At 64.4% G+C, this 13,127-nt stretch carries 11 protein-coding genes; 6 read left to right on the forward strand and 5 right to left on the reverse strand.

What is annotated here, in order from left to right:
* The first annotated feature begins 301 nt into the window (after positions 1–301).
* The 5 genes from lptA (at position 302) to DT070_RS08385 (ending at position 5,291) form a co-directional block, all read left to right on the forward strand.
* The gene (lptA, locus tag DT070_RS08365) at positions 302–928 is read left to right on the forward strand and encodes a lipopolysaccharide transport periplasmic protein LptA (protein ID WP_122954979.1); all 627 of its coding nucleotides are present in this window, start codon (positions 302–304) and stop codon (positions 926–928) included.
* Positions 929–942: 14 nt separating this feature from the next.
* Complete coding sequence (gene lptB / locus DT070_RS08370) at positions 943–1,743, forward strand: LPS export ABC transporter ATP-binding protein (protein WP_194965942.1); 801 nt, start codon at positions 943–945, stop codon at positions 1,741–1,743.
* 144 nt (positions 1,744–1,887) lie between these two features.
* On the forward strand, positions 1,888–3,423 hold the full coding sequence (locus DT070_RS08375) for an RNA polymerase factor sigma-54 (RefSeq protein WP_122954980.1): 1,536 nt from the start codon (positions 1,888–1,890) through the stop codon (positions 3,421–3,423).
* A 42-nt stretch (positions 3,424–3,465) separates the two neighbouring features.
* A complete protein-coding gene (locus tag DT070_RS08380; RefSeq protein ID WP_122954981.1) occupies positions 3,466–4,884 on the forward strand; it encodes a class I SAM-dependent RNA methyltransferase in 1,419 nt (472 codons plus the stop codon).
* On the forward strand, positions 4,884–5,291 hold the full coding sequence (locus tag DT070_RS08385) for a putative toxin-antitoxin system toxin component, PIN family (RefSeq protein ID WP_122954982.1): 408 nt from the start codon (positions 4,884–4,886) through the stop codon (positions 5,289–5,291). The genes DT070_RS08380 and DT070_RS08385 overlap by 1 nt, the downstream gene beginning before the upstream one ends.
* A 21-nt stretch (positions 5,292–5,312) precedes the next feature.
* Here DT070_RS08385 and DT070_RS08390 read toward each other — a convergent pair whose 3' ends face one another.
* From DT070_RS08390 to DT070_RS08400, 3 genes are all read right to left on the reverse strand, one after another.
* Positions 5,313–6,737 carry a caspase family protein gene (locus DT070_RS08390; RefSeq protein WP_164483733.1) on the reverse strand — a complete coding sequence of 475 codons (1,425 nt, stop codon included), beginning with the start codon at positions 6,735–6,737 and terminating at the stop codon, positions 5,313–5,315.
* A 207-nt stretch (positions 6,738–6,944) separates the two neighbouring features.
* Entirely contained in the window at positions 6,945–8,375 is a 1,431-nt protein-coding gene (locus tag DT070_RS08395; RefSeq protein WP_164483734.1) for a caspase family protein, read from the reverse strand.
* Between the two features lie 319 nt (positions 8,376–8,694).
* The gene (locus DT070_RS08400) at positions 8,695–10,425 is read right to left on the reverse strand and encodes an FMN-binding glutamate synthase family protein (protein WP_228778541.1); all 1,731 of its coding nucleotides are present in this window, start codon (positions 10,423–10,425) and stop codon (positions 8,695–8,697) included.
* Positions 10,426–10,543: 118 nt separating this feature from the next.
* Here DT070_RS08400 and DT070_RS08405 point away from each other — a divergent pair, with 118 nt between their 5' ends.
* Positions 10,544–11,374: a UPF0149 family protein gene (locus DT070_RS08405; protein ID WP_122954985.1), complete on the forward strand. Its 831-nt coding sequence runs from the start codon at positions 10,544–10,546 to the stop codon at positions 11,372–11,374.
* A 318-nt stretch (positions 11,375–11,692) separates the two neighbouring features.
* Here the strand turns inward: DT070_RS08405 and DT070_RS08410 are convergent, their stop codons facing one another.
* A complete protein-coding gene (locus DT070_RS08410) occupies positions 11,693–12,166 on the reverse strand; it encodes an OsmC family protein (protein WP_122954986.1) in 474 nt (157 codons plus the stop codon).
* A 27-nt stretch (positions 12,167–12,193) separates the two neighbouring features.
* Positions 12,194–13,126: an alpha/beta fold hydrolase gene (locus DT070_RS08415; protein WP_122954987.1), complete on the reverse strand. Its 933-nt coding sequence runs from the start codon at positions 13,124–13,126 to the stop codon at positions 12,194–12,196.
* Between the last annotated feature and the right edge of the window lies 1 nt (position 13,127).

The following is a 13,127-nucleotide window of genomic DNA, read 5'->3' on the forward strand; positions in this document are numbered from 1 at the left end:
GCGTGTAGCCCTTTTCCCCTGCAGGGGACGGCGCCCGCGGCCCGGCAAAGCCGGTTCCGCGGCTGCCCACTGGTGAAATACCCCCACCGGTATTGCCCAAAGAATTCTTCAAGCCAGCATGAGCCCCGGAACCGGCTTCGCCGGGCCGTAGGGCGGGCTGCCCCCTCGGGGGGCAGCGACCCACACGAAGTGGGGGAGCGTGGGGGCCATTTTTATGCCCCTAATAATTCACTGTGCAAGCCATTCCCACAGCTTGCATGGCTACAATGGCCGGACACCCACGCAGCAAGATTCGTGCCTTATGAAATATCCCCTTTTTTCCCTCATCCTGCCGGCCGTTCTGGCGCTGGGGGCGGCGTTTCCGGCCTGGGCTGAAAAAGCCGACCGCGACAAGCCCATGAATGCCGAGGCGGATGCCCTGCGGTATGACGACCTGAAGCAAACCAGCGTTTTCACCGGCAATGTGGTGATCACCAAGGGCACGACCATCGTGCGCGGCGAGCGGGTCGACGTGAGCCAGGACCCCGAGGGCTACCAGCAGGCCGTGTCCATCGCGGCGCCGGGCAAGCTGGCCTTCTACCGTAAAAAGCGCGACGGCGTGGACGAGTACATCGAGGGCGAGGCCGAGCGGATCGAATACGACAGCAAGGCCGACCTCGTCAAATTCATCAAGCGTGCCGTGGTGCGCCGCTACAACGGCGCCACCCTGGTCGACGAAACCACAGGCGCCGTGATCGTTTACGACAACAACACCGACGTCTTCACGGTGGAGGGCGGCACGCAAAACAAAACCGCCGCCAACCCGAGCGGACGGATTCGCGCCATGCTGTCGCCCCGCGCCGCCGCGTCGGCGCCGGCCGCTGCAAAGCCATCCGGCCCGGCCGTCACCCTGCGCCCCAGCACCACGCTGGGCAGCGAAAAGAACTAGAAAGACCTGCACAGATGGATGTGGTGACTGATATTTCGGCGGCCCCCCGCGCTCACGGCGCTTCCGCCCCCACCCCCAGCCGCCTCGTGGCGCAAGGGCTGCAAAAATCGTACGGCAGCCGCAAGGTGGTGCAAGACGTGTCGCTGGCCGTGCAAAAAGGCGAAGTGGTCGGCCTGCTCGGGCCCAACGGTGCGGGCAAGACGACTTCTTTCTACATGATCGTGGGCCTGGTGCGCGCCGATGCGGGCGAAATCTCCATCGACGGCCAATCGGTCGAGCACATGCCGATTCACCTGCGCGCCCGCCTGGGCCTGAGCTACCTGCCGCAAGAGGCCTCGATTTTCCGCAAGCTCACGGTCGAAGAAAACGTGCGCGCCGTGCTGGAGCTGCAGCTGGGCGCCAACGGCAAGCCGCTGGGCCGCGCCGACATCGAGTCGCGCCTGGACGCGCTGCTGCAGGACTTGCGCGTGGACCACCTGCGCAACTCACCCGCGCCGGCGCTGTCGGGCGGCGAGCGCCGCCGCGTCGAGATCGCACGCGCGCTGGCGACCCAGCCGCGTTTTATTTTGCTCGACGAGCCCTTTGCCGGTATTGACCCGATCGCCGTCATCGAGATCCAGCGCATCATCGGTTTCCTCAAGTCGCGCGGCATCGGCGTGCTGATCACCGACCACAACGTGCGCGAGACGCTGGGCATTTGCGACCACGCCTACATCATCAGCGACGGCCATGTGCTGGCGCAAGGCACACCGTCCGAGATCGTGAACAACGCCGATGTGCGCCGTGTCTATCTTGGCGAACACTTCAAGATGTGAACATGGTTCCCCCCTGTTGTCGCTCACTTCGTGTAGCTCCCTCTCCCCCTCCGGGGACGGTGCCTGCGGCCTGGCGGAGCCAGTTCCGCGGCGCCTGCTGGCTGAAGACATGTCACCTCAACCTTCCGTGTATTTGAAAGTCCCGTGAAACAAGGCCTCTCGCTTCGCGTCTCGCAGCATCTTGCGCTGACGCCCCAGCTGCAGCAGTCGATCCGGCTGTTGCAGTTGTCGACGCTTGAGCTGAGCCAGGAGGTCGAGCAGATGCTTGACGAGAACCCTTTCCTGGAAGTGGCGGAAGAGACGGCGGTGCGGGAGGAGTTCGGGCTGGAGCATGTCGACACGCCGGTCAGCCAGGACAGTCGGGAGTTTGAATCTGCTACCAATTCGATAGCTGCAGGCCAAGACGACACGGGGGCTGCAGGCCAAAATGATGCTGAAATCAGTGCAGAGCCCAAGCTCGAGGAAAGCTGGGAAGGCGACGGCACGGTAGAGACCGCGCCTGACGACAGCGAGTGGGGCAGCGACGCGCCGGCGCGCAAGAACAACAACGAGGAAAGCGACGCCGAGGCCTCCGACCTCACGGGCGCCCACGAGTCGCTGCAAGACCACCTGCACCGCCAGTCGCTCGGCCTGCGCCTGTCCGAAGAAGACCGCGCCGCGCTGCACTTCCTCATTGAATCGCTGAACGACGACGGCTACCTTGAAGACAGCCTGGCATCGCTGGCCGCCGGCCTGGCCGGCAACGACCTGGAGCAAAGCGAAGAGCTCGAGCAGCGCTTTGCCATGGCGCTCAAGCTCCTGCACCACATGGAGCCCGCCGGCGTCGGCGCGCGCAACCTGGCCGAATGCCTGGGCCTGCAATTGCTCGACTGCAAGGACTGCGAAGAAACCCGCGCCGCCATCGCCATGTGCAAGCAGCCCATGGAGCTGCTGGCCAAACGCGACGTGAAGCGCCTGTCGCACCTGTGCGGCTTCACCGAGGCTGCGATCAAGGGCGGCATTGCCGTGATCGGCCGGCTCGACCCCAAGCCCGGCCGCCGCTTCGTGAATGTGGAGCGCAACCTGATCGTGCCCGACGTCATCGTCATCAAGTCGGGCCGGGGCTTCAAGGTCTCGCTCAACGGCGATGTGATGCCGCGCCTGCGTGTGCACGATATTTACGCCAACGCCCTCAAGCAGCACAAGGGCCAGGGCGGCGCGGCGCTGCAGCAGCGCCTGCAGGAAGCCCGCTGGTTCATCAAGAACATCCAGCAGCGTTTTGACACCATCCTGCGTGTGAGCAGCGCGATTGTCGAGCGGCAGAAAAACTTCTTCACGCACGGCGAGCTTGCCATGCGCCCGCTGGTGCTGCGTGAAATCGCCGACGAACTGGGCCTGCATGAGTCGACCATCTCGCGCGTGACCACCGCCAAGTACATGGGCACGCCTTTCGGCACCTTCGAGCTCAAATACTTCTTCGGCTCCGCACTCGGCACCGAAACCGGCGGCAACGCCTCCAGCACGGCGGTGCGCGCACTGATCAAGCAGTTCGTCTCGTCTGAAAGCCTGAAGAAGCCGCTCAGCGACAACCAGATCTCCGAAATGCTGAAAGAGCAGGGCATTGAATGCGCGCGCCGCACAGTAGCTAAATATCGTGAGGCGCTTCGCATCGCGCCCGCCAACCTGCGTAAATCTCTCTAGGCGCCCGGTCAGGCCGCACTGCCCCGCCTTTCAAAGCCAGTCATGAATCAACTCCAACTCTTTTTACCGTGCGCCGCCGGCGTTGAGACCCTGCTCGCGACCGAAGTACAACGCGTCACCGGCATCCAGGGCAAAGCCTGGCGCGCCGGCGTGCAGCTGCAGGCCTCGTGGCGCGATGCGCTGCAGCTCAACCTGCACAGCCGCCTCGCGCAGCGCGTGCTGATCGAGCTGCAGCACAACCAGTACCGCAGCGAGCAGGACCTCTACAACGCCGCTGCCAACGTGGCCTGGGAAATCTGGTTCACGCCCAAACAGACTTTCAAGGTGGAGATCACGGCCCAGCACAGCCCGCTGCAAAGCCTGAACTTCGCCGCGCTGAAGATCAAGGATGCGATCGCCGACCGCTTTCGCGCCAAGTTCGACGATGTGCGGCCCAGTGTCGACACACGCTGGCCCGACGTGCGCATCTATGTGCACCTGACGACCGACACCGTCACCATCTACATCGACACCTCGGGCGAGCCGCTCTTCAAGCGCGGCTGGCGTGAAGACAAGGGCGATGCGCCACTGAAAGAAACGCTGGCCGCGGCCATGATTGCCGCCAGCGGCTGGGACCAGCTCTGCAAAGACGGCGTGCCGCTGTACGACCCGTGCTGCGGCTCCGGCACCATCGCGATTGAAGCCGCGCAGATTGCCTGCAACATCGCGCCCGGCATCAACCGCCGCTTTGCCTTCCAGAAGTATTTGCCCTTCCAGGGCCATGTGTGGGACGGCCTGCTCGACCAGGCCGAAGCCGCCATCACCGAGCCCACCGCGCCGGTCTTCGGCAGCGATGTGTCCTTCCGCATGGTCGACTTTGCCGAGCGCAATGCCGAGCGCGCCGGCGTGGCCAATGCGGTGGAGTTCCGCGGCGGCGACGCCCTGCAGCGCATGCCGCCCGCGCCTTCAGGCGTGATGCTGGTCAACCCGCCGTATGGTGAGCGTATCGATGTGGCCGGTGTGGCCGGCATCACCGGCGTGCAGGGGCGCGACCAGCGCCGCCAGCAGGGTCATGCCGAAGGCCGCGTGCAACAGGACCACCGCAACCAGCCCATCGACGAATTCGGCCAGCCGCTGAGCCGCGATGCGGGCGACAACCGCAACGCCGGCGATACCCGTGACGAGCCCGCGTTTGAAACCCCGCGCGACCGCTCGGCCAACCCCGGCCGCGAGCAGGCGCAGAACGCCTGGGGCGAAGAAGCCACCGACTTCTTTCCGCAACTGGCCGCGCACTGGAAGAAAAACTACGCCGGATGGACCGCCCACGTGCTCACGCCCGACCTCAAGCTGCCCGGCAAGATGCGCCTGAAAGAATCGCGCCGCGTGCCGATGTGGAACGGTCCCATCGAATGCCGGCTGTTCCGTTTTGACATGGTGGCCGGCTCCGCACGCGGCAAGCCGCAGGCGCCGGTGCAGGCTTGATGCCGCCGCCCATCGTCCTGGACACCAACATCGTCCTCGACGTATTCGTCTTCAACGACACGGCCGCGCAGCCCCTCCAACAAGCGCTGGAGGCCGGCGAGCTCGACTGGCTGGCCACGCAGGCCATGCGCGACGAGCTTGAGCGTGTGCTGGCCTATCCGCAGATCATTCCGCGCCTGGCGTTTTATGAACTCAGTGCTGCAGAGGTGCTGGCCGCCTTTGACCGCCATGTGCGGCTGACGGAAGTGCCGGCCAAGGCCGGCGTCACCTGCAGCGACGCCGACGACCAGAAGTTCATCGACCTGGCGGTGGCGGCCAAAGCGGTCCTGCTGAGCAAGGACCGGGCTGTTACTTCGATGGCAAAGCGGCTGATGCTGCTGGGTGTCGGAGTTCGGTCGGCCTGGTGAGAGGCCGTATCGAAGTGGGCTCTACCGGAGCTTGAGCTCCGTGGCCGTCAAATTGGTGGCCGCGCCACCGAAGCTTTGCAGCCGCGCAGTCGAGGAATCCGCCAGTTCGCGTCCGGCGCTGTAGGTGGATGTCCATGTGCCGTAGATATAAAGCGGCTTCAGGCTCCAGGCGACCGGCGAGGAATACCTGGGCTTGGCATCGACACGAACCTTCCCCTGGCCGATGGGCGTGGCCGTCCAGTGAAATGTTCCCTCGACGCTGTAACCGACACCGACTTGTTCGACTGTCGCGAGCCCGGAGGATGCCTGCTCCTTGAGCGGCACCGTCCACAATGCGCCGCCCGTCACGCGCAGCACATGTTCGCCGACACGCAGCTGGAGCACCTCGCCCTTGCTGGAGATGATGTCACCGGTGGAATAGGTTCTGGAGCCGTTGGCCTCGGCCGTCGTCACATCCAGCTTTTGTTTCTGCCCGCTGAGGATGTCGATCAGGTCCAGCGTGCCCAGCAGGTTGGTGCCCGACGCGTTGAGCGGCCCGCCTGCCTTGAGCTGCGCGATCCGGCCTTTTGCCAGGCTTGCAAACAAGCCTTCGGGGTATTGTGCGAGGTAAGCCTGCAGGTCGGCCGGGTAGTTGCTGGCTTTGACGCTTTCCCAGAACGCCAGCTCCAGCGTGGCGGCATCAGGGCGGCCCGCCGACGAGGGCTGTCCGTTGAAGGCAAACTGGCCTTCGAGTGCCGTGTTTTCCCAGGGCGTTTGCTGGTTGTTGCTTTGTTTGCGCACCGCAGTGCGCACCTGCTTGAAGACTTCCTCGACCGGCAGGCCGGGCTGGCGAATCGCCCGGGCCAGGTTCTCGGTGTAAAGGCCGTTGCGGCCCGGGCCGTCTGATGCGACCGAACCCGGTGCGGTGGCGTAGGCTACCAGCGAGCCGCCGGGCGCACGCATGCCGGCCAGCCCGTCAGGGGCCGAGCGCGACTTTGATGCAAAGGGGTTGTTGCGGCAGGCGTCCAGGATCACCAGGTTGACGCGGTTGCCTGCGGTCTGCATCTTTTCCAGGACGGTGCTGGCGTTGAGCCCGTCATCGGCGACCTCGTCTTCATTGCGGATGTCCGAATCGGTGGAGATGAGGAAATTCTCGCCGTGCACCTGCACACCGTGGCCGGCAAAGTAAAACAGGCCCACGCCGCCGTCGGCCTTGAGCCGGTCGCCGAACTCGCGCACCAGGCGGCGCATGTCGCGCATCGAGGCGTTCTCGGCCTTGATGACGGTGAAGCCGGCTTCCTTCAGCACGGTTTCCATCAGCCGGACGTCGTTGACCGGGTTGCGCAAGGGGGAGGATTTATACGCCGCGTTGCCGATCAACAGGGCGAGGCGGGCTTCTGCGGCCTGCGCGCCGGTACAAGCCAGGGCTGCCAGAAAAAATGCCGCCAGAAGTCTGTGGATCCGCATAAACGATGTGGGGGTGATGGAGGAACGCGCCTGGCCGCGAGAAACCGCGCCAGCGCTGCAGTTTACGGGAGTTGGGCGGAAAGCAGCGCACCGGGCCACGGTTTCAAGCAAAAAAGGCCTCCAGTTCATGACCCATATGCACATTGCGCTATGTATTTGATAGCAATTTATCGAGAATGCCGATGCTTCCGGCGATGCCGGGTTGCCTCAGCGCATCCTGAACTCGGCCGACACGATGTTGTTGTTGTAGAGGTAGTCGCCCTTGAGCGAGGCGGAGGAGGAATCCGGCAACTCGCGCTCGGCGCTGTAAAGCGCCGTCCAGGTGCCGTAAAGATAAGAGCGCCTGCCCGACACCGGATTGGGTGTCGTGTAGCTCACCGTCGCATCGATCCGGACTTTTCCCTGCGCCAGGGGCGTCGCTGTCCAGTTCAGTGAACCGGGCGCGCTGAAGCCGGTATCCACCTGCTCGATGACAGCCGTCCCGGCGCCGCCTTCCTTGAGCGGCACCTTCCACAGCGCGCCCGATGTCACGCGCAGCACATGCTCGCCCACGCGCACCTGCAGCACCTCACCCGTGCGGGTCATCATGTCGCCTGAGGAATAGACCATCCTGGCGGGGCTGGATTCAGTGACAACGATAGGCGTGTTGCGTTTGTTGCCCGTCAGCGTGTCGGTCAGCTCGAGGACGCCCAGGGCGTTGGCCGCGCCCGCTACCGGGCTGCTTGCCCCGGCTGTTTTCAGTTGTGCTAGCCGGGCGGTTGCGAGATTGGCAAATGTGCCGCTGGGGTACTGCGCCAGGTAGGCCTGCAGGTCGGCCGGGTAGTTGCTGGCTTTGACGCTTTCCCAGAACGCCAGCTCCAGCGTGGCGGCATCAGGGCGGCCCGCCGGCGAGGGCTGTCCGTTGAAGGCGAACTGGCCTTCCAGCGCCGTGTTTTCCCAGGGCGTTTGCTGGTTGTTGCTTTGTTTGCGAACGGCGGTGCGCACCTGCTTGAAGACTTCCTCGACCGGCAGGCCGGGCTGGCGAATCGCCCGGGCCAGGTTCTCGGTGTAAAGGCCGTTGCGGCCCGGGCCGTCTGATGCGACCGAACCCGGTGCGGTGGCGTAGGCTACCAGCGAGCCGCCGGGCGCACGCATGCCGGCCAGCCCGTCAGGGGCCGAGCGCGACTTTGATGCAAAGGGGTTGTTGCGGCAAGCGTCCAGGATCACCAGGTTGACGCGATTGCCCGCCGTTTGCATCTTCTCCAGCACCGTGCTGGCGTTGAGGGCGTCGTCCGCCACCTCGTCTTCATTGCGGATGTCGGAGTCGGTGGAGACGAGGAAGTTTTCGCCGCGCACCTGCACACCGTGGCCGGCGAAATAAAACAGGCCCACGCCGCCGTCGGCCTTGAGCCTGTCGCCGAACTCCCGCACCAGGCGGCGCATCTCGCGCATCGAGGCGTTCTCGGCCTTGATGACGGTGAAGCCGGCTTCCTTCAGCACGGTTTCCATCAGGCGCACGTCGTTGACCGGGTTGCGCAAGGGGGAGGATTTATACGCCGCGTTGCCGATCAACAGGGCGAGGCGGGCTTCTGCGGCTTGCGCGCCGGTACAAGCCAGCGCTGCCAGGAAAAATGCCGCCAGAAGTCTGTGGATCCGCATAAAGGATGTGGGGGTGATAAAGGGATGCGCCCGGCAGCGGGAAGCCGCGCCAGCGCTGCAGTTTACGGGAGTTGGGCGGAAAGCGGTGAACCGGGCCACGGTTTCAAGAAAAAAAGACCTCCAGCCCATGCTGCATATGTGCATTGCGCTATGTATTTGATAGCAAACTATCGAGAATACCGATGCTTCCGATGCTTGGGGCGATGCTGGTTTGCCTCAGCACGCCGACAGCGGCCATGAGAACACGGTCAACAGGCTTCTTTTCATGTGGTGAAGTTATCTGGAAGACGATTCGGCCTTTCGGGATAGGGCGGCCAAGTCAGGCCGCGGCCCGCGTGGCGGCGGCGTCCACCGGTGCATGGCTGCTGCTTTCCCGCGGCATCTGGCCGCCGGGCCCGACGCCGTTGGCGCGAAAGCTGTGCGCGCTGGCCAGCGGCCAGTAGTAGCTGAACACCGTGTTCTGCTTTTCCAGCGAGCCCAGCAATGCGCCGGGCTCTACCCGCATGATGAGGTTGCTCAGCAGCCGCACCTCGGTGTCCGTCAGGCGGCGCACGATGTGGTGGGCGTTGACTTCGCGCGGGTGGCACAGGCCCGCGGCCTGCACCAGCTCTTGCAGCGCATGCAGCGTGCTGCGGTGGAAGTTGCGCACCCGCTCGGCCTTGTCGGGCACCACCAGCGCCTGCTGGCGCACCGGGTCTTGCGTGGTGACGCCCGTCGGGCATTTGCCGGTGTGGCAGCTCTGCGCCTGGATGCAGCCCAGCGCCATCATGAAGCCGCGCCCCGCGTTGCACCAGTCGGCGCCCAGCGCCATCAGCCGCACCATGTCGAATGCACTCACCACCTTGCCGGCCGCACCGATCGACACACGGCTGCGCAGGTTCACGCCGATCAGCGTGTTGTGCACCAGCAGCAGGCCCTCTTGCAGCGGCGCGCCGACGTGGTCGGTGAACTCCACCGGCGCGGCGCCCGTGCCGCCCTCGGCGCCGTCGACCACGATGAAGTCCGGCGTGATGCCGGTCTCCAGCATGGCTTTGACAATCGCAAACCACTCCCAGGGGTGGCCGATGCAGAACTTGAAGCCCGTTGGTTTGCCGCCCGAGAGCTTTCGCAGTTTGGCGATGAAATGCATCATCTCCACCGGTGTGCTGAAGGCGCTGTGGCTGGAGGGCGAGATGCAGTCCTTGCCTTGCGGCACACCGCGCGCCGCCGAGATTTCACTCGTCACCTTCGGGCCGGGCAGGATGCCGCCGTGGCCGGGTTTGGCGCCCTGGCTCATCTTGAGCTCGATGAGCTTGACCTGCGGGTCGCAGGCATTGGCCGCAAAGCGTTCTTCGCTGAAGCTGCCGTCATCGTTGCGGCAACCAAAATAGCCCGAGCCGATTTCCCAGATCAAATCGCCGCCATGCAGCCGGTGGTGCTGCGAGATCGAACCCTCGCCTGTGTCATGCGCAAAGCCGCCCAGCTTGGCGCCCTTGTTCAGCGCCATGATGGCGTTCGCCGAGAGCGAGCCGAAGCTCAGCGCCGAGATGTTGAAGACGCTGGCGTGGTAGGGCTGCGTGCACGGCTCCACGGAAGGCGAAGGGTTGTCGGGCGAGCCGCCTATCCAGACGCGAAAGTCGTGCGAGGCCAGCCTGGTCGGCGACATCGAATGGTTCACCCATTCATAGCCTTGCGCGCCGACATCGAGCTGCGTGCCGAAAGGCCGGTTGTCGGGCTCGCCCTTGGAGCGCTGGTACACCAGCGAACGCTGGGCGCGTGAAAACGGCGTGGCCTCGCTGTCGCTTTCAATAAAGTACTGGCGCATTTCCGGCCGGATGAACTCGAACAGGAAACGCATGTGGCCGATGACCGGGTAGTTGCGCAGCACCGCGTGGCGCGTTTGCCGCAGGTCATGCACGCCCACGCCCACCAGCGCCAGGCAGGCCAGCAGCGCCAGCCACCCCACGCCAAACGCCACCAGGCTGAACAGCGCCAGCAGCGCGCCCAGCGCGCAGAGCGCCATGAAGGTGTAACGGACGGGGAACCGGGCATCCAGGCGCTGAAGAATCATGGGGGGCTCTCGTGGGGGCGGGGGTCACAAAAGGGCACAAAGCGGGGGGCATGCCGTGCGATGCGCCAGATACACTTTGCATCATAAGAGCCTCGCGTGACGCTCAGGACTGTTTTTCATGAAGCCCACCCCCAAATCCGCCCGCCCTTCAACGCCCCCGACGGAGCCGGTTTTCCTCGAAACCGAAGACTTCGACGAACTCGACGCCATCCTCGACGAGCTGCGCACCCGCTATGACGAAACACCGCAGTGGGAGTTTTGTGAAGGCTTTATGGCTGCGTTGATTTGCTCGCGCCGGCCGATAGAGGCCAACGAATATTTGCCCGTGCTGCTCGCCGTGCCCGCTGAAGGCGAGGCGCCCGACCCGGAAGGCGGCTCGTTTGCCGACGACGCGCAACGTGAGCGCTTCCTCACGCTCTGGAGCCAGCGCTGGAATGAGGTCACCACCGCGCTGGACGCCGAAGTCGACTCGCTCGAAGACGACAACTGCTACCACCCCGAAGTGATGGACATACGCGGCGCCGTGGCCGACATGCCCGCTGAAGAGCGCGCCGCCTTCAAGGGCGAAGACTTGCCCGCCTTCGCGCAGGTGTGGGCGCTGGGCTTTATGTTTGCGGTCGAAAGCTGGCCCGACGAATGGACGGCCCCCCGCGACAAGGACGCCGCCAAATGGCTGGACGGCGCGCTGCAAGCCGTCGTTGCCATGACCGAAGACGACACCGCCGCGCCCGAAGTCTCACCCCTGAGCGAAGACGGCGCGCCCAGCACCAGCATTGCGCGCCTCAACGCGTTTGGCGAGGCGATCTGGGCGGTGTACGACTTGCGGGAGCTGTGGAAGACGCTGGGCCCGAAGGTCGAGACGGTGCGGGTGGAGGCGACGCCCGGGCGCAATGACCTTTGTTATTGCGGCAGCGGGAAGAAGTACAAGAAGTGTCACGGGGCGGGGTGAGGTTGCTGTTGATTTGATTGGTGTGCCCTCTGCTGAGGGTTGCTGGCCGGGAGTCGCCCGGCGGCGACTCACTTTCTTTTGCTTCGCCAAAAGAAAGTTACTTGCCGCCGGCAACCCCGGCCCCGGAATTCAAAACAACTCAGCGCTCGAAACAAGCAGGGGCTTCGACAAGCTCAGCCCGAACGGGAGGGGTGCAAGGCTTCGATACCTCAGCCCGAACGGGTACAGGGTGTGGGTACAAAGTGCTATTAATTCAGGAGCTATAAATCAAGACAGGGATTGGGCTGGAGCCCTACTTCATGAAAAATCCGCGAAAACTCACAAATCCCCGTACACCGGCTCACACCGCACATCCGTCTTCACGGAAGAAGCAATAAAACAGGCCTCATGCGCGTCATGGTGCATCTTGTCCAGCTCAGCCCGCGTCGGCAGCTTCTCGCCGGAGAACGTGACTGCGGGGTGCAAGGTGACCACCGTCATCGCGACTTTTCCTTCGGCATTCTTTTCCATCACGCCGGTCGCCGCATCAACGTAGCGGTCTACACAAAACTTGCGTTTGACGGCCATCGTCAGAAACCACAGCATGTGGCAGCTGGAGAGCGATGAGACAAAAGCCTCTTCCGGATCCAGCGCCGAGGCGTCGGACATCGGCAGCGGCACCACCGAAGGGGACGACGAGCCGGGCACTTCCAGTCCGCCGTCAAAGCGCAGCAGGTGGCGGCGGCTGTAGCGGTTGTCCAGAAAGTTGGCGTCCTTGCGTTCCCACACGGTTTCGGCAGAGTAATGCGACATGGCTGTGTTGGCGAAGTTGAGAAAAATTCAGTGGAAGAAAGCACGCAGCGCCTGCGCCGTGGCTTCGGGCTGCTCTTCGGGGATAAAGTGCCCGGCCGGCATGGCCTTGCCGGACACCTTGCCGCTGCACTGCGCTTCCCACAGCGCCATCGGGTCAAACAGGCGGTGCACCACGCCGCGCTCGCCCCACAGCACCAGCAGGTCGCAGATGAGCTTCAAGTGTTCTGCGCGGCTTTCGCGGTCATGCTCCAGGTCGATGCCGGCGCTGGCGCGGTAGTCTTCGCAGGCGGCGTGCAGTGCTTCGGCGTTGCAAAAGCAGCGCTCGTACTCGGCCAGCGCCTGCGGCTCGATGTAGTTCAGGCCCGCGCTGCCCCAGCCGCCCAGCTTGGCGTGCAAATAGGCCCTGGCCGTCTCGGGATGGTTGGCACCCATCATGATTTCGGGCAGCGGCGCGGGCTGCAGCATGTGAAACCAGTGGTAGTAGGCGCGCGCAAACGCCATGTAGGGCTCGGTCATGCTACGGCCCTCGTACATGTCCAGCGTCGGGGCGATGTCGATGACGCAGAGTTTTTGCACGCGCGCCGCGTAGTCGAGCGCCAGCCGGTGCGCCACACGCCCGCCGCGGTCGTGGCCGCACAAAAAGAAACGCTGGATGCCCAGCGCGTCCATCACGCCGGCCATGTCGTGCGCCATGTTGCGCTTGCTGTAGTTGCTGTGGTCGGGCAGGCCCGCGGTTTTGGAGGAGTCGCCGTAGCCCCGCAAGTCGGGCATCACCAGAAAGTAGTCGCGCGCCAGGCGCTGCGCGACGCGGTGCCACATCACATGCGATTGCGGAAAGCCATGGAGCAGCAAAAGCGCCGGCCGCAGCGGCTCGCCCAAAATGGTTTTGGACACCCGCGCGTGGATGGCGGCGCCGTTGACCTCGAAACTGCGTGATTCAAAGCCGTCAAACCAGGGCATG

Origin of the sequence: Polaromonas sp. SP1 (genome assembly GCF_003711205.1) — a bacterium.
Classification (GTDB): Bacteria; Pseudomonadota; Gammaproteobacteria; order Burkholderiales; family Burkholderiaceae_C; genus Polaromonas.